Genomic DNA, 25,503 nt, shown 5'->3' with positions numbered 1-25,503 from the left:
TGAGCGAGCCCGCGCCCATCCAGAGCACCATGCAGGACGACTTCCCGCTGACGGTGAGCGCGATCCTGCAGCACGGGGCGCAGGTGTACCCCGACAGCGAGTGCGTGACCTGGACCGGCGGGGGTGCCCGCCGGGCGACGTTCACGCAGATCTCCGACAACGCCGAGCGCCTCGCGGCCGCCCTCACCACGCTCGGCGTGGAGCGCGGTGACCGCGTCGGCACGTTCTGCTGGAACAACCAGGAGCACCTCGAGGCGTACTACGCGGTGCCCGGCATGGGCGCCGTGCTGCACACGCTCAACATCCGGCTGACGCCGGAGCAGGTGGTCCACATCGTCGGACACGCCGAGGACCGCGTCGTCATCGTCGACGGCACGCTGGTCGGGCTGCTCGCCCCGATCGCGGCGGAGCTGAAGACGGTCGAGACCTTCGTCGTCATCGGCGACGCCGACACCGTCGCGCTCGGCGCGGGCGGGGCGAAGGTCGTGCGCTACGACGAGATCGTCGCCGCCGAGCAGCCCGGCTTCGTGTGGCCCGTCCTGGACGAGCGCGCGGCGGCGTCGATGTGTTACACCAGCGGCACCACGGGCGAGCCCAAGGGCGTCGTCTACTCCCACCGCTCGACCTACCTGCACGCGCTCGGCACGCTCGCCGCCGGCGTCACCGGATTCACCGAGCGCGACCGCATCCTGACCTTCGTGCCGATGTTCCACGTCAACGCGTGGGGCATCCCGTTCGGCGCGTTCCTCTGCGGCGCGACGCTGCACTTCCCCGGCCCGCACATGACGCCGGAGCCCATCTGCGAGTTCATCCGCACCGAGCGCTCGACCCTCGCCTCGGCCGTCCCGACGATCTGGGGCGGCATCCTGCAGTACGCCACGGCCAAGGGCGGCGACGTCGACCTCTCCTCGCTGCGCATGGGCACGTCCGGCGGCGCGGCGATGCCCCAGGCCATGATGGAGGCGCTCGAGCAGCGCTTCGGGGTGCGGGTCATCCAGGGCTGGGGCATGACCGAGACCTCGCCGGTCGGCGGCATGGCGCACCCGCCGGCCGACGTCGAGCTCGGCTCGCCGGACGAGATCACGTACCGCACGAAGTCCGGCCGCATCATCGCCGGCATGCAGCTGCGCATCGTGGACGACGCCGGTGACCCGCTCCCCCACGACGGCCTGGCCGTCGGCGAGATGGAGGTCCGCGGCCCCTGGATCACCGGCTCGTACTACCGCGCCGACGTCCCCGAGAAGTTCCACGACGGGTGGCTGCGCACCGGTGACATCGGCACGGTCGACCGGCGGGGGTTCTTCCAGATCACCGACCGCTCGAAGGACGTCATCAAGTCCGGCGGCGAGTGGATCTCCTCGGTGGAGCTCGAGAACCTGCTCGCGGCGGCCCCCGGCGTGGTCGAGGTCGCGGTGATCGGCATCCCGGACGAGAAGTGGACGGAGCGACCGCTCGCCTGCGTGGTCCGCGCCGCGGACGCCGACGTCGACGAGGCCGCGCTGGCCGCGTTCCTCGAGGGCAAGGTCGCGGCCTGGCAGGTGCCCGAGAACTGGGTCTTCATCGACGAGGTGCCGAAGACGACGGTCGGCAAGTTCGACAAGAAGGTGCTCCGCGCGCAGTACGCCGACGGCGACCTGCAGGTGCTGCGCACCAAGTAACGTCCTGCGCACGACGTCGGGGAGGGCTCGATGACCGCAGGACCGCCGTACGGCCCGCCGTACGGGCAACCGCAGCCGCCGCAGTACGGGCATCCGCCCGCGCCGCCGTACGGCCCGCCGTACGGGCAACCGCAGCCGCCGCAGTACGGGCCGCCGCCCGGGCCCGGCGGATGGGTGCCGCCGACCGGTGGCCGGCCGCCGCGCAGCCACCGCCGCGACGTGCTGATCGTGAGCCTGGCCGTCGTCCTGACCCTCGCCGGGCTCGGTGCGTACGTCGGCTACCTGCTGCACCGCAAGCACGAGGACCACGAGATCAGGTCGGCGTACGCGAAGATCTACGCGCTCGAGGCCGGCGAGTGCTTCGTGCCCAGCGGGACCGGCACCGACGACCGGGCGATCCGCGCGCTCGGCTCGTGCACCGACCCGGCGGCCTCGGTGCGGGTCACCAAGATCGCCAAGACCCTGCGGGGGTGCCCGCTCACGCTCGCCGACCGCACGATGTCGGCGGTGCGAGGTGACGGCACCGCCGCGGGCCGGGTCGCCTGCGTCTCACCGAATCTGTTCATCGGTCGCTGCTACACGCAGGCCGCCACGCCGACCCTGCTCGCGGTCGTCGACTGCGCCGACGCCCGCGCCAACGACACGGGTTACGAGATCGCAGTGCGCCGCCGGTACGGCGACGCCTCCGAGGACGCCTGCGGGCCGCCGCCGATGAAGACCTACGTCCAGTACGGCCGGGAGGGCGTCATCTGCACCCGCGCGTACTGAGCGTCACCCGCCGAGGTAGGCGAGCACGGCGAGCACGCGCCGGTTGTCGTCCTCGGACTGCGGCAGTCGCAGCTTGAGGAAGATCGAGTTCGTGTGCTTGCTGACCGCCTTGTCGCTGACGACGAGCTTGGCCGCGATGGCGGCGTTGGAGCGTCCCTCGGCCATCAACGAGAGCACCTCGCGCTCGCGCGGTGACAGCGTCGACAGCGGATCGTCGAAGGCCGAGCGACGGGTCAGCAGCTGCGCGACGACCTCCGGGTCCATCGCGGTGCCACCGGCCGCGACCTGGCGCACGGCGTCGACGAACTTGCCCACGTCGAACACGCGGTCCTTGAGCAGGTAGCCCACGCCGCCGGAGCGGTCGGCGAGCAGTTCGCGCGCGTAGAGCTGCTCGACGTACTGCGAGAGCACGAGCACCGGGAGGCCGGGACGCTGCCGCCGCGCCTCGATCGCGGCCTGCAGCCCCTCGTCGGTGAACGTCGGCGGCAGCCGGACGTCGACGACCGCGACGTCCGGGCGCTGGGCGAGGAGCTCGCGCAGCAGCGACGGGCCGTTGTCCACCGCCGCGACCACCTCGAAGTCGTGTGCTTCGAGGAGGCGGATCAGGCCGTCCCGGAGGAGGGCGAGGTCCTCGGCGATGACGACGCGCACGGCAGCACCATAACGATGCGTGTCGGACCGCCGGCCGGGCTCGTCACCGTGAGCGTGCCGTCGAAGGCCGAGAGCCGCCGCGCGATGCCGTGCAGGCCACTGCCCCGGGCGGGGTCGGCGCCGCCGTGCCCGTCGTCGTCGACCTCGACCACGATCGAGTCGTCGACCCGGGCGAGGCTCACCCGGGCGCGGGAGGCGTCGGCGTGCTTCACCACGTTGGTCAGCGACTCGGCCACCGCGAAGTAGAGCGCCGACTCCAGCGGCGCCGCGGACCGACCGGTCAGGCCGTCGACCACCTCGACCGGCAGCGGCGTGGCGAGGGCCAGCGCCTGGACCGCACCGGACAGGCCGCGGTCGGCGAGCACCGGGGGGTGGATGCCGCGCACGAGGTCACGCAGCTCGGCGAGCGCGTCGCTGCTGGCGTCGCGGGCCTCGGCCAGCAGGGTGCGGGTCGCGTCGGGGTCGCGGGCGAGCTGCTCCTCGGCGAGCGCGAGGCTCATCCCCAAGGACACCAACCGCGCCTGGGCGCCGTCGTGGAGGTCGCGCTCGATGCGACGCAGCTCGGCCGCGCTCGCGTCGACCTGGACGGCCCGCGACTCGGTGAGCTGCTGCACGCGCAGGGCGAGCCGGCTCTTCTCCGACACCGACAGCAGCGCCGCGTCGACCTGCACGTGCGCGCGCCCGGACAGCGACACCGGCAACCACCAGAACAGCAGGTCCAGGATGCCCTCGACGAGACCCACGACGGCCAGCGCCAGGCCCAGCGTGCCGTCGACCAGCACCCACCGCGCGTCGCGCCGCGTCGCGGGATCGCGCAGGAACGCGCCGAACCGGCCGAGCAGATTGCCCGCAGGCCGTTGCAGGTAGGGCGACTCGATCGTCCGGTCCAACACCCGGCCGGTCAGGCGGCGGCGCCGGTCGGCCACCCACCGGATCGCCGTGCCCGCCGCCAGCGTGAACGGGATGCCCACCCAGACCACGACGAGGACGACGCCCACGACCTGCAGCACGAACAGGACGAGACTCGCCACGCCGCCCACGAGGAACTCGACCGAGCGCAGCAGGGCGGCGACGCGACGACGCAGGGCGGATTCGCCGGTGACCATGCCGACCATCCTCGCCCACCGCACCGGCGCCGCACGGTGGAGGAAACTCCACCTCGGCACCGGGTCCCAGCCCTCCCGCGGGGCGGGCAGGCGGGCGGCAGCGTCGGCGGCACCGACGACACCGCCGCCCGGAGGACCTGCCATGTCACGCCTCGCGCACCCCGTCCGCACGCCGGACCGCTCCCCTGACCCCGCCGCCGCGGCCGGTGCCGGCGGCACCGCGGCTCGCGGCGGCACCGTCACCGTCCGCATGGCGCGGTGGAGCGCGACGCACCCGTGGCTGGCGATCGCCCTGTGGGTCGCCCTGGTCGTCGGATGCGTCGCGCTCGGTACGACGACATCGTTGCGACAGGCGGACGACCTGGACTTCGCCCGAGGTCAGTCGGGCGCCGCCACGCGGTGGCTGCACGACGCGGGGTTGGCCGAGCCGGACACCGAGAACGTCCTCGTCACCGCGCGATCGGGTCCACTCGACGACGCCGCGGCCCGAGCCGCGCTCACCGACGCGGCACGACGGCTGCGCCCGCTGCCCGCGGTGCGTGGCGTGGGCGCCGTGGCGATCGCGCCCGACCGCAGTGCGATGACGGTGCAGGCGACGCTGCGTGACGCGGACGCCGACGCCGACGACGTCCGGCCCCTGCTCGCGGTCACGTCGGCCGTGCAACGGGCGCATCCGTCGGTGCGGGTGGAGCAGGTCGGTGCGGTCTCGCTGAACGCGGCGGTCGACGAGCTCGTCGGCGAGGACCTGGCGACGGCGGCCATGATGAGCACGCCGGTCACCCTGCTGATCCTGCTGGTTGCCTTCGGCGCGGTCGTCGCCGCCGGCGTGCCCGTGCTGATCGCCCTCTCGGCCGTCGCCGCGGCGACGGGCCTGTCGACGCTCGCGTCCCACCTCGTCCCCGACTCCGGGTCGACGTCGGCGATGATCCTGCTGATGGGCATGGCCGTCGGGGTCGACTACTCGCTCTTCTACGTCAAACGGATGCGCGAGGAACAGCGCGCCGGCCACGACCGGGTGGACGCCGTCGAGCTCGCCGCCGAGACCTCCGGCCACGCCGTCCTGGTCTCCGGGTTCGCGGTCCTCGCGGCGATGCTGGGCCTCTACCTCGCCGACGACGCGATCTTCGACTCGCTGGCCACGGGCTCGATCACGGTCGTCGCGATCGCCGTGCTCGGCTCGCTCACCGTGCTGCCCGCGCTGCTCGTGAAGCTCGGCCGCGCCGTCGACCGGCCTCGCGTGCCGGTGCTGTGGCGGCTGACCGCGCACCACCGCGAACCCCGGGTCTGGCCCGCGCTGCTGCGCCCGTCGCTGCGTCACCCCGCGCGCACGCTCGGCATCACGGTGGCCGTGCTCGGCGCGCTCGCCCTCCCCGCGCTCGGCCTGCACCTGCAGTCGTCCGGTGCCGCGACGGTCCCGGACCAGGTGGCGGCCAAGCACACGCTGGAGCGACTCGACGCGGCGTTCCCCGACCAGCGTGCGGAGACGACCGTCGTGGTGAAGGCCGCTCCGGGCGCCGCGGCCGCGGTCCGCGCGGCGCTGCGCGACGTCTCCGCCGCCGCGGTCTCGGCCGCGCCCTTCCGCGGCGCGACCACCGAGCTGCGCACGTCGTCCGACGCCGCCGTGCACGTGCTGTCGCTGGCCACGGCCGTGGACGCGGACTCCGGCCCCGCCCACGACGGGGTCGTCCTGCTCCGCCGCGGTCTGGTGGCCCGCGAGCTGACCGGCATCGCCTCGGCCCGCTGGGCCGTCGGCGGCGAGACCGCGACGAACGCCGACGACGACCGGCACCTCGCCGACCGGCTGCCGTGGGTGATCGGCTTCGTCGTCGTCCTCACGATGCTGATCATGGGGTGGGTGTTCCGCTCGGTGCCGATCGCGCTCGTCACGGCGGCGATGAACCTGCTGTCGGCCGGTGTGTCCTTCGGCGTGCTCGTCCTCGTGTTCCAGCACTCGTGGGCGGACTCGCTGCTCGGCTTCGAGTCGACCGGCCGGGTCGTCAACTGGATCCCGCTGTTCATGTTCGCGGTGCTGTTCGGCCTGTCGATGGACTATCACGTGTTCGTGATCAGCCGCGTCCGCGAGGCTCGCGAGCGCGGTCTCCCGCCCCGCCGGGCGATCCGCGACGGCATCGTCGGCTCGGCCGGGACGGTGTCGAGCGCTGCGTTGATCATGGTGTCGGTGTTCACGATCTTCGCCGCGCTGCACCTGGTGGAGATGAAGCAGTTCGGGGTCGGGCTCGCGGTCGCGGTGCTGGTCGACGCGATCGTGGTGCGCGAGATCGTGCTGCCGTCGGCGCTGCTGCTGCTCGGCGACCGGGTGTGGCCGGCGGCGGTGCGACGTCCCGCGGCCTGACCGACCCACCGGAGCTCGGCTACTGCTCCGCGAGCGGCATCGGGCCGTAGACCTTGTCCTCGCCCTCGAACAGCGTCACCTGCGCGACGTCGGCGCCGGCGAGCTCGCGCCAGTTCTCCCCCAGCCAGCTCTCGGCGTCGGACTGGTTGGCGTGGGCGGGCTGCGACGGCGCGCCGGCGGTCACCTCGGTGCCGTCGGGCTGCTCCAAGCGCCAGGTGAACGACATGCGTAGGGTCCTCTCGAGTGGTTCCCGCCACCCTAGCGAGCCGTCGACGGAGCGGCGTCGGCCATGACGCAGCTGCTCGTCGCCGAGGAACTGTTCTTCCTCACGAACGACGGCGGGTCGGGCAACGGCCGGCCGGCGCGTGCGCTCGCCCGGTGCCGCGATCGCCGCGGTCGCCTCGGCCAACGCCCGACAACGGCGGAGCCGGCACACCTAACGCACCCGGCGCACCGATTCTGCGCGACCTCGCGCAAATTCGGGGTGGAAGATGCCGGCCAGCGCCTCCACGCCGTCGACCAGCCGGGGGCCAGGACGCACGATCAACCCGTCCCCGTCGACGGCCCAGATCGCGGCGTGGGGCAGCTCGCGACCCACCGTCGCGGCCTGCGCGGCCGCGCCGTCGAGGCCGAACCCGCACGGCGCCACGACGACGACGTCCGGCGCCGCCGCGGCGAGCGCCGCCCACGTCGTCGGTCCGGACCGCTCGTGCGGCGTCGCCGCCACGGGCTCCCCGCCCGCGGCACGGACGAGATCGGGGATCCAGTGCCCCGCCGCGAACGGCGGGTCGACCCACTCGACCACGGCGACGCGCGGGCGCGGGCGGCCGGCCACCGCCGTCGCCACCGCGTCCAGTCGCGCGCGCAGCGCCGCACGGACGGTGTCACCGCGAGCGGCGACGCCCGCGGCGCGGGCGACCGTCGCGATGGTGGCGAGGACGTCGTCGAGCGAGTACGGATCCAGCGCCACGACCTCGGCGCGGCAGCCGAGGAAGGCCAGCGCCTCGTCGACCCGCTCCGCGGGCAGCGCGCAGACCCGGCACAGGTCCTGCGAGAGGACGAGATCGGGTTGCAGGGTCCGCAGCGCGTCGCGGTGCAGGTGATAGAGGTCGGCACCGGCGGCGGCCTGCGCGCGCACGTACGCGTCGATCTCGGCCGGCGTCATGCCCGACGTGTCGCGCCCGCCCACGACGACCGCGTGATCGGTGCGGGCGGCTGCCGGCTCGTCGCACTCGAACGTGACACCGACGAGCGAGTCGGCCAGCCCCAGCGCATAGACGATCTCGGTCGCCGCGGGGAGCAGCGACACGATCCGCACCGTTCGACGGTAGCCGCAGGCGCGCGTCCCGGGAACGCGAGGCGCATCCGGGCATACTTGCGCGGTGACCGGCGCCGTCCCCGAGCTCGACTCGCGCGCCGCCCGTGTCGACTGGCCGGACGCGCAGGCCGCGGCAGCCGCTCGCGACGCCGCCGGCGCCGACCGGGGTCGGCTCGCCGAGCTCGCACAGTGGCTCGCGGGCACGCGGGGCCGCCACCCCGCCGAGGCACCGACGCGACCGCGCTGCCTCGTGCTCGGCGGGGTGTCCGCCGCGGTCGCCGCCCTGGCCGAGTCGGTGGACGTCGGCACCCGGGCCGTCGTGCCCGCCGACCACCCCGCCGACGAACGCTCGGCCGACCACCCGGCCGACGGAGGCTCGGCCGACGGCCCCGCGGACGAGGGCACGGTGACGCGCGGGCTCACCGACGGCTTCGCACTGGCCGACGACGAGGTCGACGCCGGCGCGGACCTGCTCGTCGTCGCCGGCGCGGCCGCGGGTGCCACCGGGGCGAACGCTGCCGCGGTCGTGGTCAGCCTGCTCACCGGCACCGAGCCGGTGGCGCTGCTGCCCCGTGGCCCGGCCGCCGTCGACACGGCGGCCTGGGTGGCGCGGGCCGAGCTGCTGCGCGACACGCGGCAGCGGGCCGCCGACGCCCGCGCCGACCCGGTGGCCCTGCTCGACCGTCTCGGCGACGCCGCCCTCGCCACCGCGACGGGCCTGATCCTGCAGGCGGTGGTGCGCCGCACCCCGATCGTGCTCGACGGCGTCACCGCGGTGGTGGCCGCGCTCCTCGTCGCCGACCTCGCGTCCGGCGCGGCGCAGTGGTGCCAGGTGGCCGACGTCGGCGCCGATCCCGTCCACGCGCGTGCCGTCGCCGAGCTCGATCGGTCGCCGTTGTTGCACCTGGCCATGTCCGCCGGCGACGGAGTCGCCGGATTGCTGTCCGTCCCGCTGCTGCGGGCCGCCGTCACAGGGAAGCCCGAGTGAGCGAATCCGACCGTCGCCCCGAGTCCGCACCGCTGCGTACCGCCACCGACACCGTCACCCTCCCGGTGCAGATCGCGGCCGCCTGGACGTGGCGGCTGCTCGTCATCGCCGTGGGCCTCTACGTGCTGACGCAGGTGTTCTTCCGCATCGAGCTCGTCGCGTTCAGCTTCGTCCTCGCGCTGTTCTTCACCTCGGTGCTGCATCCGCTGGAGCGCGCGCTGCGACGCATCCCGGGGTCGCGCTCGGTCTCGGCGGGGTTGGCGCTGCTGATCGGTCTCGCGCTGCTCAGCGGAATCGGCTACTTCGTGGCGTGGCAGATCAGCACGCACTCCTCGCAGCTGGGCGACTCGATCTCGGACTTCGTCGACAAGACGAGCCACTGGCTGCGCACCGGGCCGCTGCACCTCAAGTCGAAGGACATCGACAACTTCACCGACGAGATCAAGAAGACCGTCCAGGAGCACCAGAACGAGCTGATCAGCGGCGCGATCGAGACCGTGCGCACCGTCGTCGAGGCGCTGGGCGCGCTGCTGCTGATCCTGCTCTCGACGTTCTTCCTGCTGCGCGACGGCGAGCAGATCTGGCAGTGGACGCTGCGGCTGTTCCCCCGCGCGGCCCACGACCGCATGGACGGCGCGGGACACGCGGGCTGGCGCACCCTCGGCGGCTACATGCGCGGGCAGGTGCTGATCGCGCTCTTCCACGGCATCAGCGTCATGGTCATCCTGTTCGTGCTGCGCGTGCCGCTCGCCGCCGCGCTGGGCGTGCTGATCTTCCTCGGCTCGTTCATCCCGCTCGTCGGCCTCACCGTGACCGGCGCCCTGTGCGTCGCGGTCGCGCTGCTCGAGCACGGTGTCGGCGCGGCCATCGTGGTGGGTGTCGCCATCATCGTGCTCGTCCAGCTCGAGGCGCACCTGCTGCAACCGCTGATCATGAGCCGCAGCGTCGAGGTGCACCCGCTCGCCATCGCCCTGTCGGTGCTGACGGGGACGCTGCTCGCCGGCATCGTCGGCGCCCTGCTGGCCGTTCCGCTCGTCGCCTTCCTGAACTCCACGATCCACGCGTTGCGCGACACTCCCGCGCTGCCCACGGGTGAGGCCGGCTTCCCCGTCCAGGTGCGCACCGAACCCGGCGGCGATCCTGTCGACGCGACGCAGGATCCGGCGCCGGCCGACGGCGAGCCGGGCGCCGAACTCGACGACGGGACCGAGGCGGAGGGCGAGGGCGAGGGCCGCTCCTGAGCGGCGGGCGCCGTCAGCGCACGTGCGAGGGCACGAACGGCGGGCGGACGACGCGCACCGCGCTCCGCCGACCGCGGACGTCGAGCGCCAGCTCGTCGCCGTCGGCCACGCCCGCGGCGGTGTCGATCAGGGCGAGGCCGATGCCGACCCGGCGCGTCGGGGAGAACGTCCCGCTCGTCACCTCGCCCACGGCCGCGCCGGCCGCGTCGAGCACCGGCATGTGCGCTCGCGGGATGCCGCGGTCCAGGGACTCGACCCCGCGCAGGGTGCGCGTCGGGCCGGCCGCCTTCTCCGCGGTCAGGGCGTCGCGTCCCCAGAACGCGTCCTTGGACCAGCCGACGGCCCACCCGGAGCGGGCCTGCACCGGGCTGATCGTCGCCGAGAGGTCCTGCCCGTGCAGCGGGTAGCCCATCTCGGTGCGCAGCGTGTCGCGCGCGCCGAGTCCCGCGGGCATACCGCCCAGACCCGAAACGGTCTCGGCGAGCGCGTCCCACAGGGCGAGCGCCGCGCCCCACGCCGGGACGAGCTCGTACCCGTGCTCGCCGGTGTACCCGGTGCGGCAGATCCGCACCGGCAGGCCGTCCCACTCGGCGTCGGCGTAGGCCATGTAGTCCTGCGCGGCGGGCAGGCCCAGCTCGGCGAGCACCTCAGCCGAGCGGGGCCCCTGGACCGCGAGCACCGCGAAGTCGCGATGCTGGCCGACGACCTCGATCCCGGCGGGCGCGGCCGCGGCGAGGCGACGCACGACCTCGGCCGCGTTCGCGGCGTTGGGGACGAGGAACACCTCGTCGGCCGACACGAGATAGGCGATGAGGTCGTCGACCACGCCGCCGGACTCGTCGCAGCACAGCGTGTACTGCGCCTGGCCGGGGGCGATCCGGGCGAGGTCGTTGGACAGGCAGGCGTTGACGAACTCGGCGGCGCCCGGACCGCGCACGGTGGCCTTGCCCAGGTGCGAGACGTCGAAGACGCCGACGCCCTCGCGCACCGCCGCGTGCTCCTTCAGCACGCCGCCGCCGCTCGCGGTGTACTCGATCGGCATCTCCCAGCCGCCGAAGTCGGCGAGCTTCGCGCCGAGAGCGACGTGACGGTCGTGCAGCGGCGAGCGGAGCAGTTCGGTCATGCGCGCCAACCTATCCGGCCCGGCCGGTCGCCCGGTCGGTCCCTAGGATCGGGACCATGCCGCCGTCCGTCTCCGTCACCGCCGCCAGCACCCCCGTCCGCGCCGATGCCGTCGTGGTGGGCGTGCGTCGCACCAAGGACGGGCCGCGACTGGCCGAGGGCGCCGAGCAGATCGACGCCGCCCTGGGCGGTCGACTGCACGACGCCCTGCGCAGCGTCGGCGCGACGGGACGTCCGGACGAGGTGCATAAGATCCCCACGCTCGGGCTGGCCGACTTCCCCCTCGTCGTCGCCACCGGCGTCGGCGACGGCGCCGCGCCGGACACCGTCCACGCCGTCGCGCCGGAGACCGCCCGCCGCGCCGCCGGTGCCGCCCTGCGGGGGCTGACCGACCAGCGCCGCGTGCACATCGCCCTCGACGCCCGCGCCGGGGCGCTGGCCGAGGGTGCCCTGCTCGGCGCCTACGCGTTCACCGCGTACAAGTCCGCCCCCGCCAAGCAGAACCTGCGCACCGTCACGATCGCCGGCCCGACCTCGGCGCGCGCCGAGGTGAAGCGGGCCGTGGTCGTCGCCGCGGCCGTGGCGGCCACCCGCGATCTCGTCAACACGCCGCCGAACGACCTCTACCCCGAGACGTTCGCCACCCGGGCCAAGGCCATCGCCGACGAGCAGGGCCTCGCCGTCGAGGTGCTGGACGAGAAGGCGCTGCGGCGGCGCGGCTTCGGCGGCGTGCTCGGCGTCGGGCAGGGCAGTGCCCGGCCGCCGCGGCTGGTGCGCATCAGCTACCGGCCGGCCAAGGCGAAGGCGCACCTCGCCCTCGTCGGCAAGGGCATCACGTTCGACACCGGCGGCATCAACCTCAAGACCGCCAACCTGACGTGGATGAAGTCCGACATGGGCGGTGCGGCCGCGGTGGTCAACGCGGTGGCCGCGATCGCCGCGCTGAAGCTGCCGGTGACCGTCACCGCCACCGTCCCGATGGCCGAGAACATGCCGTCGGGCACCTCGTACCGACCCTCGGACGTCCTCACCATGTACGGCGGGCGCACCGTCGAGGTCGGCGACACCGACGCCGAGGGCCGGCTGATCCTGGCCGACGCGATCGTCCGCGCCGCCGAGGACTCCCCCGACTACCTCATCGAGGCCTCCACGCTCACCGGCGCGCAGCTCGTCTCGCTCGGGCCGCGCGTGATCGGTGCGATGGGAGAGCCCGACTGGCGCGACCGCGTCGTCGCCGCGGGCACCGCGGCGGGCGAGGCGGCCTGGGCGATGCCGCTGCCCGAGGAGCTGCGGGCCGGGCTCGACTCCCCCGTCGCCGACCTCGTGAACGTCCCGGGCGAGCGGTGGGGCGGCATGCTCGTCGCCGGCCGCTTCCTCGCCGAGTTCGTCCCCGAGGGGCTGCCGTGGGTGCACCTCGACATCGCCGGACCGGCCTACAACCAGGGCGGCCCGCGCGACTACACGCCCAAGGGCGGCACCGGCGCGGCCGTGCGCACCATCGTCGCCGCGGCCGAGTCCCTGGCCCGCTGACCCGCTCGACCCGACCGCCCGGCGCGATCTTCCGGCGCACCACGAACCCGGCACCGCCCAGCGCAGGAGGATCCGCGCGGTTCAACGGTCCTGCTGCCGCCGGTTCCACTCGCGCATCCGCTGCGGGTAGCCGACGACGGCGGCGTCGTAGAGCGGGACGCCGTGCTTCTTCGCGAACGTGGCGGCGCCCTGCGGGCCGTTGACGCGGCGCCGCGTCCACTCGCCGTCGGCGGCGACGAGGACGATGGTGGTGTCGGTGACGCTCGTGCGTGGCTCGACGTAGGCCTCGACACCGCTCCGGCTGCGCAGGAAACCCGCGAGGTGCTCGGTGTCCTCGCTGGACCCGGTCCGCTGCACACCCGGTCGCGTCTTGCGCCTGAACAACGACATCCGCCCTCCCTGGAACGACGTCACCCGTCCGTGACCGGGCGACATCATCGCATCGCCCGGACGGCGTGCGCGGTGGATCCGGCGGAGTGCCAAGATGGTCGTGCGAGCCGACAGCCGTACAGGAAGGTGCGCCCAGTGGCAGACAAAGAGGTCGATCTCGTCGTTCTCGGTGGCGGCAGCGGCGGGTACGCCGCGGCGCTGCGCGCGGCGGAGCTCGGCAAGTCCGTCGTCCTGATCGAGAAGGACCGCGTCGGCGGCACGTGCCTGCACCGTGGCTGCATCCCCACCAAGGCCCTGCTGCACGCCGGCGAGATCGCCGACGGTGCGCGGGAGAGCGCCACCTTCGGTGTCAACGCCACGTTCGAGGGCATCGACATGGCGGGCGTCAACAAGTACAAGGACGGCGTCATCGGCAAGAACTGGAAGGGGCTGCAGGGCCTCATCAAGGCCCGCGGCATCGAGACGGTCGAGGGCGAGGGTCGACTCGTCGGCCCGAAGACCGTCCAGGTCGGCGGTGACGGCGGGGACCGCTACACCGGCGCCAACGTCGTCCTGGCCACCGGCTCGTACTCGCGCTCGCTGCCCGGCCTCGACCTCGACGGTCACCGCGTGATCACCAGCGAGCACGCGCTCGGCCTCGACCACGTGCCCGAGACCGCGATCGTGCTGGGCGGCGGCGTCATCGGCTGCGAGTTCGCCTCGGCCTGGACGTCGTTCGGCACCAAGGTCACCATCGTCGAGGCGCTGCCCCACCTCGTCCCGCTGGAGGACGAGGCCAACTCCAAGCTGCTCGAGCGCGCCTTCCGCCGCCGCAAGATCGACTTCAAGCTGGGCAAGCGGTTCGAGAAGGTCGAGACGTCCGACAGCGGCGTCACCGTTCACCTCGAGGGCGGCGAGACGCTCGAGGCCGAGCTGCTGCTCGTCGCCGTCGGGCGCGGCCCCGTCTCCGAGGGCCTCGGCTACGAGGAGCAGGGCGTGCGCATCGAGCGCGGCTTCGTCGTCACCGACGAGTTCCTGCGCACGTCGGTCGACGGCGTCTACGCCGTGGGCGACCTGATCTCGATCAACAGCGAGCCGCACCTGCAGCTCGCTCACGTGGGCTTCGCCGAGGGCATCCTCGCCGCCGAGCACATCGCCGGCCAGCCGGTCGTCCCGATCGACTACGCCGGCGTCCCGCGCATCACCTACAGCCAGCCCGAGGTCGCCTCGGTCGGCCTCACCGAGGCCGCGGCGGTCGAGAAGCACGGGCAGGACAACGTCACGACCGTCACCTACGACCTGTCGGGCAACGGCCGCAGCGCGATCCTGAACACCAAGGGCGCGGTCAAGCTCGTCGCCGAGAAGGACGGCCCCGTTCTGGGCATCCACATCGTGGGCGACCGCGTCGGCGAGCTCATCGCCGAGGCCCAGCTCATCTACAACTGGGAGGCCCTCCCCGGTGAGGTCGCCCAGCTGATCCACCCGCACCCGACGCAGTCGGAGGCGATCGGCGAGGCGCACCTGCTGCTCGCCGGCAAACCGCTGCACGTGCACGACTGACCGACCCGACCGAGTTCGTTCCGCGTAAGGAGCATCTGACACCGATGTCGACGTCCGTGACCATGCCGCGCCTGGGTGAGAGCGTCACCGAAGGCACCGTGACCCGCTGGCTCAAGGCCGAGGGCGACCACGTCGACGCCGACGAGCCGCTGCTGGAGGTGTCGACCGACAAGGTCGACACCGAGGTGCCCTCCCCCGCCGCCGGCACGCTGCTCTCGATCAAGGTCCAGGAGGACGAGACGGTCGAGATCGGTGTCGAGCTCGCCGTCATCGGCGACGCCGCCGAGGCCGGGGGTGACGGCGACTCGGGTGGCGACGGCGGCTCGGCCGCGTCGAACGACGACGCGCAGCAGGCGCAGTCCGAGCCGGAGCCCGAGCCGGAGCCCGAGCCCGAGCCGCAGCCGGAACCCGAGCCGCAGCCCGAGCCGGCGCGCGCCGCGGCCGAGCCGGAGTCCCGGCCGGAGCCCAGGCACGCCCAGCCCGCGGCTCCCGCCCCCGCGCAGGCGCCGTCGGGCGAGTCCGCGGCCGACCCGGCCCCGCGGGCCGAGAGCGGCGCCGACGGTGGCGAGACCGGCGACGACGACGCCGCGGCCGGCGCCTACGTCACCCCGCTGGTGCGCAAGCTCGCGAGCGAGCACGGCGTCGACCTCGCCTCGATCAGCGGCACCGGCGTCGGCGGGCGCATCCGCAAGTCCGACGTCCTCGCCGCCGCCGAGCAGGCGCGCGACCGTGCGGCCGAGCGGGAGCTGCCGCACACCGCGTCGGCCGCGGCGGGTTCGACCGAGGTCACCGACGCCGCCGCCACCGCGGCGTCGACCGCCACGCAGCAGCGCGGCAAGGTCGAGAAGATGTCGCGCATGCGGCAGGTCATCGCCACCCGCATGGTCGAGTCGCTGCAGACCTCGGCCCAGCTGACGACCGTCGTCGAGGTCGACGTCACCCGTATCGCGCGGCTGCGCGACCGGGCAAAGGCCGAGTTCGAGGCCCGCGAGGGGGCGAAGCTGAGCTTCCTGCCCTTCTTCGCCGTCGCGGCCATCGAGGCGCTGAAGGCCCACCCGGTCGTGAACGCCTCGGTGAACCTCGAGGACAAGACCATCACCTACCACGACGCCGAGCACCTGGGCATCGCCGTCGACACCGACCGCGGGCTGCTGGTCCCGGTGATCCACGACGCCGGTGATCTCAACCTCGGCGGGTTGGCACGCAAGATCGCCGACCTCGCCGCCCGCACCCGCGACAACAAGGTGGCGCCGGACGAGCTCGGCGGCGGCACGTTCACGCTGACCAACACCGGCAGCCGTGGCGCGCTGTTCGACACGCCGATCATCAACCAGCCCCAGGTCGGCATCCTCGGCACCGGCGCGGTCGTGAAGCGGCCGGTGGTCATCTCCTCCGAGGACCTCGGCGAGACGATCGCGGTGCGCTCCATGGTCTACCTGGCGCTGTCCTACGACCACCGGGTGGTGGACGGCGCGGACGCCGCCCGCTTCCTGACGACGGTCAAGCAGCGGCTGGAGGCCGGGGCGTTCGAGCGGTCGCTCGGCCTGGAGTGACGCCGTGAAGGTGGTGCTCGCCGGCGCGTCCGGGTTGATCGGACCCGCTCTGGCCGCCTCGCTCGGGCGTGACGGGCACGAGGTGGTGCGGTTGGTGCGACGCACGCCCTCGGGCCCGGGCGACGTCGCCTGGGACCCGTCGGCGGGCGAGCTCGACCCGCGGGTGCTGGCCGACGCCGACGCCGTCGTCTGCCTCTCCGGGGTCGGCGTCGGCGACAAGCGGTGGAACGAGGCCTACAAGCAGCAGATCGTGGCGAGTCGGGTCGACAGCGTCGCGACGATCGCCCGGGCCATGGTGGCGTCGGGGACGGCCGCGACACTGGTGGGCGCCTCGGCGGTCGGCTACTACGGCGACACCGGCGCGCGCGAGGTGGACGAGACGGCGCCGGCGGGCGACACGTTCCTCGCCGGGGTCTGCCAGCTGTGGGAGGACGCCGCCGCCCCTGCGGCCGAGGCCGAACTGCGGGTCGTGCACCTGCGCACCGGTCTGGTGCTCGCGCGCGGCGCCGGCCTGCTGCGCCAGCTCGGCCTGGTCGTCAAGGCCGGCCTCGGCGGACGGCTGGGCGACGGGCGCCAGTACATGCCGTGGATCTCGCTGACCGACGAGATCGCGGCGATCAGGTACCTGCTCGACCACGACGTGAGCGGGCCGGTGAACCTCACCGCCCCCACGCCGGTGACCAACGCCGAGTTCACCCGCACGCTCGGTCGGGTGCTGCACCGGCCCACGCCGTGGCTCGTGCCCGGCTTCGCCGCCCGGCTCGCCCTCGGCGAGTTCGCCGAGAACGTGCTGACCGGTCAGAACGCGGTACCGGCCGCGCTGCTCGCCGCCGGGTACCGCTTCACCCACACCGACCTCGAGGTCGCCCTGCACGACGAGCTCAACCGCTGAGCCGGCGCCGGCGCACCCGCTCGCAGCGTCACCCCGCCCGCTGCGCGGCGACGCGCGGACCGGCCGCGGTGCGCACCAACTCCAGCCGGATCGCGGTCGGGCCGACCGGGGCCGCCCGGCGTGCCGGGCGCTTCGCGCACCGCAGCGTCGTGGCCGGGATGCGGGCCCGCGCGGTGACGAGCGCGCGATCGGGCGACGCGGCGATCCGCAGCCGGTCGTAACGGGTCAGCACACCGGCGAGCCCGCAGCCGGCCGGGACGAGCAGCCGCAGCAGCGCCGCGTCGTCCGCGCGCAGGGTCGTCGCCCGGTAGACCCCGGCGAGCAGTGCGGGTGACCGGGTGGCGAAGGCCCGCGCCCGGACCGCGTCCAGACCCCGCAGCGCCGCGGCCCACCAGGCCCGCAGGGCGGCGCTCCCGCTACCCGGCGGCGCCGGCCCGCCGGGCCGGACCGGCATGCCGACCCGGCTACGAACGGCGGCGGGCGACGACGTCGCCCTGGCCGCGGCCGCGCGACCGCCGGCTGCGGCACTGCCGGCTGCGGCACTGCCGGCTGCGGCACTGCCGGCTGCGCGACCGCCGGCTACGTGGCCACCGGCTGCGTGGGCGCCGGCTGCGCGCGGGCCCGGGCCGGCGCGGGCGACGACGACGCCCGCACCGGCGGTAGCGAGCACGAGCACCGCCACCAGCGTCAGGACGCGGGCGCCCGGCACGCGACGGTGCGGCTGCCGCGGCACGACCGGCCGTGCCCGGCGTACCGCCTCGGTCGGCGGCGGCGCCCCCCGCGGCGCCGCCGCCGACCTCTCCGGGCCCCCCGCCGGACCAGCCGCCGACCCCACCGGGCCGGGCGTCGGCGTGGTGCGCCCACCTCGCAGGCCGCCCCACGCGCCGGCGGCACCGTGAACGGCTGCCGCACCGATCGCCCCGCCGGTGGCACCACCGGTGGCACCCGCACCGGCCGGGGCCGCCGCGTACGCCGACGGGTCGGCCGCATGGCGCGGGCGGTAGGCCGCGCGCGTGCCGCCCGGCGGTTCGCGCCGGGGCGCGCGCGGGGTGGTCTGCCCGTACTCGGGGCCGACCGCCCGCCGCGGTGGCGCGGTCTGCGCGTGCAGCCACGGGTCGCCCGCGGGGCGGACCCGGCCCGCCGCGAGCTCGACGGCGACCGGCGTGCCGCTGTGACGCAGGTCGAGCGCCAGGTCGGCGGCGGTGCCGCGCTGCGCGGGATCGATCGCGAGTGCCCGCGCGATCACCGCGGCCATCGGCGCCGGCACGTCGCTGCCGACGAGCCGGGCGGCCACGTCGGGCAGCGCCCCGGACCGGGCGGCGGCGAGCGCGGCGGCGGCGTCCTGCGCCGGCCACGGCGGCGCGCCGGTGAGCGCGTGGAACGCGACCGCCCCGAGCATGAAGACGTCGCTCGGGGCCGCCGGGACGCAGCCGTCGGCGACGGCGGGGTCGATGTAGGCGGGAGTGCTCTCGGCGTCGGACTCGTCCCCGGTCAGCCGGGCCACCCCGAGGTCGGCGAGCAGCGCGACCCCACCCCGGGTGAACAGGATGTTGGCCGGCGTGACGTCGCCGTGCACGACCGCCTGCCGATGCACGTAGGCCAGCGCGGCCGCGACCGGGGCGACGGCGGTGATGACCTCGCCGGGAGCGAGTCGTCGACGCGCCGCGAGCAGGTCGGCCAGGGAACCGCCGTCGGCCAGGTCGAGCACGAGCACGGCCGCGTCGGCGGTGGTCACGAGGTCGTGCAGCCGCACCAGGTTCGGGTGGTCGAGCACGGTCAGCAGGGCCGCTTCGCTGCGAGCCCGTCGCTGCGCCTCGACCCCGGCGAGGTCGAGCCGCTTGAGCGCCACCGGCTCCCCCGTCGCGGCGATGCGGGCGCGCCACACGTCGCTCGAGGCGCCGCGCCCGAGCGGCGACTCGACGACGTAGCCGCGCAGCTTCCAGGTACCGGCCATGCTCCGACGCTAGGGCGCGCGACGCGCTCGATCGGGGTTGTCCACAGGCCGGATCCGGCCGATCCGCCCGCTCCCGCGGGCCGGTCGCGGCCCACCACGCCATGGCACCGGGGCGGCGAGATCTAGCATCACGGGCATGCCCGCCGACAGCCCGACCGTCCTCGCGACCTCCGGTGGCCTGGTGGCCGGCAGCCGGACGAGCTGGGAGCTCGGCCCGCTCACCGAGTACGCCATCGAGCTCGCCGGGGTGACCGGCCGGGCACCGCGGGTGTGCTTCCTCGCCACGGCGCAGGGCGATCACCCACGCACGCTCGTCGACTTCTACGACGCCGCCCGGCTGCGCGGGCTGGCGGCCTCGCACCTCGCCCTGTTCCCCATGCCCAACGTCCCCGACGTCGCCGAACACCTGCTGGCCCAGGACGTCGTGTGGGTGGGCGGCGGCAGCGTCGCCGGGCTGCTGGCCATGTGGCGGCTGCACGGCGTCGACACCGCGATGCGCGCGGCGTGGGAGGCGGGGGTGGTGCTCACGGGGGTGTCGGCGGGGTCGATCTGCTGGCACGTCGGCGGCACCACCGACTCGTTCGGCCCCGACCTGCGTGCGGTCGACGACGGCCTGGCGCTCGTGCCCTTCGCCAACGGCGTCCACTACGACTCCGAGGAGCAGCGTCGCCCGCTGTTCCAGCGGCTGATCGCCGACGGCACACTGCCGGCCGGCTACGCCACCGACGACGGCGTGGGCGTGCTGTACCGGGGCACGCGCTTCGTCGAGGCACTGACCGAGCGCACGGGGAAGCTCGCCTACCACGTCGAGCGGGGCCCCGACGGCACCGCCGTCGAGACCCCGCTGGACACCCGCCGCCTCTGACCGGCGCGCCTCGGGCGGCCGGGCCGCTACCGCGGCGTGAGCTCGTGCGGCGGCACGTCGTGCCGGGCATCGACCGTCGGGTGCTCCACCTGCTCCTCGGGCGGCTCGACCGACACCCGCGGCGTGATCTTGTCCAGCCAGCGCGGCAGGAACCAGTTGGACCGGCCGAACATGTGCATCAGCGACGGCACCAGCATCGTGCGCAGGATGAACGCGTCCAGGAAGACCGCCGATGCCAGGCCGGTGCCGAAGATCTTGATGGGACGCCCGGGCGTGAGCAGGAAGCCGAGGAAGACGGCGATCATGATCAGCGCGGCCGCCGTGATGATGCCGCCGGTCTCGGCCTGGCCGACGGTGACCGACCGCTGGTTGTCCCTGGTGTGCACCCACTCCTCGTGCATGCGGCTCACCAGGAACACCTGGTAGTCCATCGACAGGCCGAACAGGATGGCGAACAGCATGACCGGCGCCCAGGCGTCGATGGGGCCACCGGGCCCCGCACCCATCGCGTCGGACACCCAGCCGTACTGGAAGATCGCCACCACCAGGCCGAAGGAGCCGGCCGCCGCCAGCAGGTTCATGACCGCGGCGGTCAGCGGCACGACGAGGCTGCGGAACGCGATCAGCAACAGCACGAACGACAGCCCGACGACGACCGCGATGAACAGCGGCATCTTGCGACTGAGCACGGTGGCGAAGTCGACGTTGATCGCGGTCTCGCCGTAGACGTAGACGTGGTTGGCGGTACCCCGGTACAGCGGCGGGAAGACGTCCGAGCGCAGGTGCCGCACCAGGTCGTACGTCTTCTCCGACTGCGGCGACGTGGTCGTCTTGAACGAGACGAAGGCGACGCTCTTGTTCAGCGGCACCGCGGCGACGCTGCTGCGGTCGACGTTCGGGGTGCTGCGCACCTGCTGCGCCAGCCGTGCCAGGTAGGCGGTGTCGGTCGCACCCGGCCCCTGGACGACGGCCTCGAGGGTCGAGTTGTAGCCGACGCCGAACTCGTCGCTGATGAGGTCGTAGCCGGAGCGGGTCGTCGAGCCCTTGGGGTCGCTGCCCTGGTCGCTGGCGCCGAGCTCGAGGGAGAAGAACGGGATCGCGAGCACGATCATGACGAGGCCGGCGCCGACGGCGACGAACACGCGCCGGCGTGCCACGAAGGCCGACCAGCGCGCCCAGAACCCGGTGGCCTGGTCGCCGATGAAGTCCCCGGCACGGACGGCGGCGCGTTGCTTGCGGGGCAGCACCTTGAGCCCGAACAGGCTCAGCAACGCCGGCAGCAGGGTGAGCGAGGCGGCCATGGTGAAGCCGACGGCGAGCGCGGTGGCCACCGCCATGCCGTTGAAGAAGCTGACCCCGAGCGCGATGAGGCCCAGGATCGCGATGCAGACCGTGGTGCCGGCGAAGAGCACGGCGCGACCGGAGGTGTTGACGGCGGAGACGATCGACTCGGTCAGGGGCATGCCGCGGCGCAGGTTGCGCCGGTGCCGGGTGACGATGAACAGCGCGTAGTCGACCCCGACGCCGATGACCATCAGCTCGGCCAGGTAGGGCGTGATGTTGGAGACGCTGAAGGCGTGCGTGAGCAGGTAGATGACGCCGAGGCCACCGATCAGGGCCACCATCGCGCTGGCGAGCGGGAGCACGGTCGCCGCCACCGTGCGGAAGACGAGCGCGAGGATGATCAGCGCGGCGAGGAAGCCGATGAGGACCGAGCCGCCCGACCCCTCGCTCTGCCCGATGCCCTGGAACGCGTTGCCGGTGAACTCGACCTGCAGCGTCGAGCTCTCGAGCGAGGTGAGCTGGTCGTGGGCCTTCTTGAACAATGGCTGGTCGTACACGCCGTTGCGCCACGTGACGACGACCAGGGCCGTGTTCGATCCCCGCGCGGTGTTGAGCAGCTTGGGGTTGCCGGCGCCGGTGCGGCCGCCGGCGCAGTTGACCGACTGCCACGGCGTCGCGACCGTCGCCACCTTGGCACCGGCCCGGCAGAGCTTGGTGAGCGCGGGCGCGAGCTCGGCCGGCGCCCCGGTGAACGCCCCGCTCTTGCGCTTGAGCACGACGGTGCCGTTGACGCCGTTCTGGTCGTCGAGCCCCGAGCTCTTCAGGATGCTGGCGACGGACGCGGTCTCGGTGTCGGGGAGGCTGAAGGTGTCCTTGTAGGCGGCGCCGCCGGCGGCGCTCGCCAGCCCCTGCGCGGCGACGATCAGCACCAGCCAGCCGGCGATGACGAACCAGCGTCGACGGACGGCGAACTCGGCGATTGTCCTCATCGGTGCTCCAGGGTCAGACGAACGGAGAACGGGCGCTGCGGGCCGTCGTCCGGCGGACGCGTCACAGTGCCGGGAGCACGGTATCGGGCCCCGCCGACAACATTCGATGGGTTGTGTCCCCGATTAACCCCTGACATTCGTCACTCGCAGCCCCGACCACCCTGCGGGGGGCGCGTCGTACCGTGGTGGACGTGAGCGAACTCGAGGTCGTCCGCGCCGGTCTCGTCCCCTACGAGCAGGCGTGGGCGAGACAGCGCGAGCTGCACGCGCAGGTCGCCGACGGCACGCGCCCGGACACCGTGCTGCTGCTCGAACACCCGTCGGTCTACACCGCGGGCAAGCGCACCGAGCCGCACGAGCGGCCCTTCGACGGCACGCCGGTCGTCGACGTCGACCGGGGCGGCAAGATCACCTGGCACGGCCCTGGCCAGCTCGTCGGCTACCCGATCGTGCGGCTGCCCGACCCGATCGACGTCGTGGCCTACGTCCGCCGGCTCGAGACGATGCTCATCGACGTCTGCGCCGAGCTCGGGGTCACCGCCGGCCGCGTCGACGGACGCAGCGGCGCCTGGGTCACGGGCACGCCCGACCGCAAGCTCGGTCAGATCGGCATCCGGGTCGCGCGGGGCGTCACCCTGCACGGCTTCGCCCTCAACTGCGACCCGGACATGCGCTTCTTCGCCAACATGGTGCCGTGCGGCATCCCCGACGCCGCGGTCACGTCGCTGTCGCAGGAGACCGGTCGCGACGTCACGGTCGCCGAGGTGCTGCCGCTGGTCGAACGTCACCTGCCCGCCGTCCTGACCGGCAGTACCGTGGTGGCGTGATGTCGGAATGACCGCGGTACAGCCGGACGGGCGCAGGATGCTGCGCATCGAGCAGCGCAACGCCGAGACCCCCATCGAGCGCAAACCGGAGTGGATCAAGACCCGCGCCAAGATGGGTCCGGAGTTCACCGAGCTGCGCTCGCTCGTGGCGCGCGAAGGGCTGCACACCGTCTGCCAGGAAGCCGGCTGCCCCAACATCTACGAGTGCTGGGAGGACCGCGAGGCGACCTTCCTCATCGGTGGCGACCAGTGCACCCGGCGCTGCGACTTCTGCCAGATCGACACCGGCCGGCCGCAGCCGCTCGACCGCGACGAGCCGCGCCGGGTCGCCGAGAGCGTCCGGACGATGGAGCTGCGGTACGCGACCATCACCGGCGTCGCGCGCGACGACCTCGCCGACGGCGGGGCCTGGCTCTACGCCGAGACGGTCCGCCGGATCCACGCCTTGAACCCGGGCACCCGCGTCGAGCTCCTCGCGCCCGACTTCAACGCGATCCCTGAGCTCCTCGCCGAGGTCTTCGGCTCCCGACCCGAGGTGTTCGCCCATAACGTCGAGACCGTCCCGCGGATCTTCAAGCGCATCCGGCCGGGCTTTCGCTACGAGCGCTCGCTCGACGTGATCCGCGCCGCCCGCGCCGACGGCCTGGTCACCAAGTCCAACCTGATCCTCGGCATGGGCGAGACCCGCGAGGAGGTCAGCGAGGCCCTGGCGCAGCTGCACGACGCCGGCTGCGAGCTCGTCACCATCACCCAGTACCTGCGGCCGTCCCCGCGTCACCACCCGGTCGAGCGGTGGGTCAAGCCGCAGGAGTTCGTCGAGCTGCGCGAGGAGGCCGAGGAGCTCGGCTTCGCCGGGGTGATGAGCGGGCCGCTCGTGCGCTCCTCGTACCGCGCGGGCCGGCTGTTCGAGCAGGCCGTCGCCAGCCGCGCGGCCGTCGACGACGCGGCGGCTCAGCCCAGTCGGCCGTAGCTGACCCGCGTGGACCAGATCCGCTGGTAGCGGATGCCGTCGCGCGGGGTCGCCGCGGCGTACTGCTTGTGGTGGCCGGCGTAGATCGCGACATGGAAGACGCCGCCGCTGCCGTGGTAGAAGACGAGGTCGCCGGGGATGGCCTTGCGGGCCGACACGCGGTGCATCCGATGCATCGAGCGCTGGCCGGCCGCGCTGTGCGGCAGCCGCCCGGCCTCGGCGCGCGCGTAGACGTACTTGGTGTAGCCCGAGCAGTCGAACCCGCGCTTCGGGGACGCGCCGCCGTCGCGGTAGCGCGCCTTGCCGACGTAGCGCTTCGCGACGGCGACCACCCGCTTGCCCCGCGCCCGCTGCGCCTTGCGGACCCGCTGGGCCTTGGTCAGGTGCGCCGAGGCAGTCGTGCGCACGACGGCGGTGTGGCCGGTCGCGGCACGCACGGCGGTGCTGCGAACGGCGGTGCTGTGGACGGCGGGGGCCGCGCCGGCCTCGGCGCCGCCCACGGCGACGTCGGTGGCGAACACGGCGGACGACGCGAGGGCGGTGGCGACGAGCGCGCCGGCGATGCGATGCGGGAGGCGACGGGGCACGAACGGTCCTCGGGGTCTCGGGCACACCGGGTGGCGTGCAAACCCGGGGGACTCTACATAACGACCCGGTAACCAGCCAAACGTAGAACTCACATGTACCTGACGGGTTCGGCGGCGGTCCCGCGGCCCAACTATTCTCGACGCATGGCAAAGTCCGCGGGCGCCGGCAAGCCCAAGCTCAGTCGCGCCGAGAAGGCCCAGGTGCGCTCGGCGAAGCGCGCGAAGCGTCGCGAGACGTGGCGCAACCTGCGCCAGGCGTTCACGCTGACCCGGCAGAACGACCCGCGCTTCCTGCCCTACCTCGTGTCCTTCGCCGTGCTCGCGGCGGCGCTGGTCTACGTGGTCGCGTTCCTCGTCACCGACTCGCCGTACTTTCCCATCCCCCTCGCACTGCTGGCCGCGGTGTTCGTGGGGATGCTCGTCTTCTCCCGCCGCGCGCAGAGCTCGATGTACGCACAGGCCGAGGGGCAGGCCGGAGCCGCCGGCTGGATGCTGCAGCAGCAGCTGCGCGGCGACTGGCGGCTCACCCAGGCCGTCGCCGGGACGACACAGCTCGACGCCGTCCACCGCCTCGTCGGGCGGCCCGGCGTGGTCCTCGTCGGCGAGGGCGCACCGCACCGCCTGCGCGGCCTGATCGCCCAGGAGAAGAAGCGCACCGCGCGCGTCGTCGGCGACACCCCGATCTACGACATCACGGTCGGCACGGGTGAGGGTGACGTCCGGCTCGGCAAGCTCAACCGCTACCTGCTCAAGCTGCCCGCCAACCTGTCCAAGGAGCAGGTGGGCGCGCTCGAGAAGCGACTCGCCGCCCTCGGCGGCGGCAAGTCACCGTTGCCGCAGGGCCCGATGCCGCAGGGCGCGAAGATGCGCAACGTGCAGCGCACCGTGCGCCGCCGCACCTGAGCGCGCACCCCGTGG

Annotated in this window: 22 protein-coding genes; 13 read left to right on the top strand and 9 right to left on the bottom strand. The window is 73.9% G+C overall.

All coding sequences use genetic code 11. The features are described 5' to 3' along the window. Positions 1 to 29 precede the first annotated feature (29 nt). Together BUE29_RS11465 and BUE29_RS22505 are read left to right on the top strand one after the other, a co-directional pair. Positions 30 to 1,658, top strand: a complete 1,629-nt coding sequence (locus BUE29_RS11465) for a long-chain fatty acid--CoA ligase (RefSeq protein WP_407657329.1) — start codon at positions 30 to 32, stop codon at positions 1,656 to 1,658. A gap of 30 nt (positions 1,659 to 1,688) precedes the next feature. After that, positions 1,689 to 2,426: a hypothetical protein gene (locus BUE29_RS22505; RefSeq protein ID WP_073390303.1), complete on the top strand. Its 738-nt coding sequence runs from the start codon at positions 1,689 to 1,691 to the stop codon at positions 2,424 to 2,426. A 3-nt stretch (positions 2,427 to 2,429) separates the two neighbouring features. On the opposite strand, the gene BUE29_RS11455 is transcribed toward BUE29_RS22505, so the two are convergent. Next, entirely contained in the window at positions 2,430 to 3,077 is a 648-nt protein-coding gene (locus tag BUE29_RS11455; RefSeq protein WP_073390300.1) for a response regulator, read from the bottom strand. Next, positions 3,029 to 4,183, bottom strand: a complete 1,155-nt coding sequence (locus BUE29_RS11450) for a sensor histidine kinase (protein WP_073390297.1) — start codon at positions 4,181 to 4,183, stop codon at positions 3,029 to 3,031. Before BUE29_RS11450 ends, BUE29_RS11455 begins: the two co-directional genes overlap by 49 nt. Positions 4,184 to 4,325: 142 nt before the next feature. Between BUE29_RS11450 and BUE29_RS11445 the strand changes: the two genes are divergently transcribed. Continuing rightward, positions 4,326 to 6,536, top strand: a complete 2,211-nt coding sequence (locus BUE29_RS11445) for an MMPL family transporter (protein WP_159440865.1) — start codon at positions 4,326 to 4,328, stop codon at positions 6,534 to 6,536. Between the two features lie 19 nt (positions 6,537 to 6,555). On the opposite strand, the gene BUE29_RS11440 is transcribed toward BUE29_RS11445, so the two are convergent. Both BUE29_RS11440 and BUE29_RS11435 read right to left on the bottom strand, forming a co-directional pair. Further along, a complete protein-coding gene (locus tag BUE29_RS11440) occupies positions 6,556 to 6,762 on the bottom strand; it encodes a hypothetical protein (RefSeq protein WP_073390295.1) in 207 nt (68 codons plus the stop codon). A gap of 210 nt (positions 6,763 to 6,972) precedes the next feature. Further along, entirely contained in the window at positions 6,973 to 7,854 is an 882-nt protein-coding gene (locus tag BUE29_RS11435) for an ABC transporter substrate-binding protein (protein ID WP_073390292.1), read from the bottom strand. Positions 7,855 to 7,918: 64 nt separating this feature from the next. Between BUE29_RS11435 and BUE29_RS11430 the strand changes: the two genes are divergently transcribed. Together BUE29_RS11430 and BUE29_RS11425 are read left to right on the top strand one after the other, a co-directional pair. Next, positions 7,919 to 8,842 (top strand): nicotinate-nucleotide--dimethylbenzimidazole phosphoribosyltransferase, encoded by a 924-nt coding sequence (locus tag BUE29_RS11430; protein ID WP_073390289.1) that lies wholly within the window; start codon positions 7,919 to 7,921, stop codon positions 8,840 to 8,842. After that, positions 8,839 to 10,083: an AI-2E family transporter gene (locus BUE29_RS11425; protein ID WP_073390285.1), complete on the top strand. Its 1,245-nt coding sequence runs from the start codon at positions 8,839 to 8,841 to the stop codon at positions 10,081 to 10,083. The genes BUE29_RS11430 and BUE29_RS11425 overlap by 4 nt, the downstream gene beginning before the upstream one ends. A gap of 13 nt (positions 10,084 to 10,096) precedes the next feature. Here the strand turns inward: BUE29_RS11425 and gcvT are convergent, their stop codons facing one another. Continuing rightward, the gene (gene gcvT / locus BUE29_RS11420) at positions 10,097 to 11,206 is read right to left on the bottom strand and encodes a glycine cleavage system aminomethyltransferase GcvT (RefSeq protein ID WP_073390281.1); all 1,110 of its coding nucleotides are present in this window, start codon (positions 11,204 to 11,206) and stop codon (positions 10,097 to 10,099) included. 56 nt (positions 11,207 to 11,262) lie between these two features. On the opposite strand from gcvT, the gene BUE29_RS11415 reads away from it, so the two are divergent. Continuing rightward, the gene (locus tag BUE29_RS11415) at positions 11,263 to 12,735 is read left to right on the top strand and encodes a leucyl aminopeptidase (RefSeq protein ID WP_073390279.1); all 1,473 of its coding nucleotides are present in this window, start codon (positions 11,263 to 11,265) and stop codon (positions 12,733 to 12,735) included. 81 nt (positions 12,736 to 12,816) lie between these two features. On the opposite strand, the gene BUE29_RS11410 is transcribed toward BUE29_RS11415, so the two are convergent. After that, entirely contained in the window at positions 12,817 to 13,125 is a 309-nt protein-coding gene (locus BUE29_RS11410; RefSeq protein WP_073390276.1) for an oxidoreductase, read from the bottom strand. A 135-nt stretch (positions 13,126 to 13,260) separates the two neighbouring features. Here BUE29_RS11410 and lpdA point away from each other — a divergent pair, with 135 nt between their 5' ends. The 3 genes from lpdA to BUE29_RS11395 are packed head-to-tail and all read left to right on the top strand — an operon-like array spanning position 13,261 to position 17,109. Then, positions 13,261 to 14,664, top strand: a complete 1,404-nt coding sequence (lpdA, locus tag BUE29_RS11405) for a dihydrolipoyl dehydrogenase (RefSeq protein WP_073390274.1) — start codon at positions 13,261 to 13,263, stop codon at positions 14,662 to 14,664. Further along, positions 14,661 to 16,217, top strand: a complete 1,557-nt coding sequence (gene sucB, locus BUE29_RS11400; RefSeq protein ID WP_073390271.1) for a 2-oxoglutarate dehydrogenase, E2 component, dihydrolipoamide succinyltransferase — start codon at positions 14,661 to 14,663, stop codon at positions 16,215 to 16,217. The genes lpdA and sucB overlap by 4 nt, the downstream gene beginning before the upstream one ends. A 4-nt stretch (positions 16,218 to 16,221) precedes the next feature. Beyond that, on the top strand, positions 16,222 to 17,109 hold the full coding sequence (locus tag BUE29_RS11395) for a TIGR01777 family oxidoreductase (protein ID WP_073390269.1): 888 nt from the start codon (positions 16,222 to 16,224) through the stop codon (positions 17,107 to 17,109). A gap of 28 nt (positions 17,110 to 17,137) precedes the next feature. Here the strand turns inward: BUE29_RS11395 and BUE29_RS11390 are convergent, their stop codons facing one another. Next, positions 17,138 to 19,063 (bottom strand): serine/threonine-protein kinase, encoded by a 1,926-nt coding sequence (locus BUE29_RS11390; protein WP_073390266.1) that lies wholly within the window; start codon positions 19,061 to 19,063, stop codon positions 17,138 to 17,140. Positions 19,064 to 19,199: 136 nt separating this feature from the next. Here BUE29_RS11390 and BUE29_RS11385 point away from each other — a divergent pair, with 136 nt between their 5' ends. Then, positions 19,200 to 19,928, top strand: coding sequence for a Type 1 glutamine amidotransferase-like domain-containing protein (locus BUE29_RS11385; RefSeq protein ID WP_073390263.1), 729 nt, complete (start codon positions 19,200 to 19,202; stop codon positions 19,926 to 19,928). A 26-nt stretch (positions 19,929 to 19,954) separates the two neighbouring features. On the opposite strand, the gene BUE29_RS11380 is transcribed toward BUE29_RS11385, so the two are convergent. Then, complete coding sequence (locus BUE29_RS11380; protein ID WP_073390261.1) at positions 19,955 to 22,201, bottom strand: MMPL family transporter; 2,247 nt, start codon at positions 22,199 to 22,201, stop codon at positions 19,955 to 19,957. 191 nt (positions 22,202 to 22,392) lie between these two features. Between BUE29_RS11380 and lipB the strand changes: the two genes are divergently transcribed. Together lipB and lipA are read left to right on the top strand one after the other, a co-directional pair. After that, the gene (gene lipB / locus BUE29_RS11375) at positions 22,393 to 23,028 is read left to right on the top strand and encodes a lipoyl(octanoyl) transferase LipB (RefSeq protein ID WP_073391096.1); all 636 of its coding nucleotides are present in this window, start codon (positions 22,393 to 22,395) and stop codon (positions 23,026 to 23,028) included. 7 nt (positions 23,029 to 23,035) lie between these two features. After that, complete coding sequence (lipA, locus tag BUE29_RS11370; RefSeq protein WP_073390258.1) at positions 23,036 to 23,998, top strand: lipoyl synthase; 963 nt, start codon at positions 23,036 to 23,038, stop codon at positions 23,996 to 23,998. Here lipA and BUE29_RS11365 read toward each other — a convergent pair. Continuing rightward, positions 23,980 to 24,585 (bottom strand): C40 family peptidase, encoded by a 606-nt coding sequence (locus tag BUE29_RS11365; RefSeq protein ID WP_073390255.1) that lies wholly within the window; start codon positions 24,583 to 24,585, stop codon positions 23,980 to 23,982. The two genes, lipA and BUE29_RS11365, sit on opposite strands and share 19 nt — an antisense overlap. 144 nt (positions 24,586 to 24,729) lie before the next feature. Here BUE29_RS11365 and BUE29_RS11360 point away from each other — a divergent pair, with 144 nt between their 5' ends. Continuing rightward, positions 24,730 to 25,488 carry a DUF4191 domain-containing protein gene (locus tag BUE29_RS11360; protein WP_073390252.1) on the top strand — a complete coding sequence of 253 codons (759 nt, stop codon included), beginning with the start codon at positions 24,730 to 24,732 and terminating at the stop codon, positions 25,486 to 25,488. The last annotated feature ends 15 nt before the right edge of the window (positions 25,489 to 25,503 follow it).

The organism is Jatrophihabitans endophyticus, assembly GCF_900129455.1.
In the GTDB taxonomy this organism is placed as follows: domain Bacteria; phylum Actinomycetota; class Actinomycetes; order Mycobacteriales; family Jatrophihabitantaceae; genus Jatrophihabitans; species Jatrophihabitans endophyticus.
This window is presented reverse-complemented; position numbering and strand designations above follow the sequence as displayed.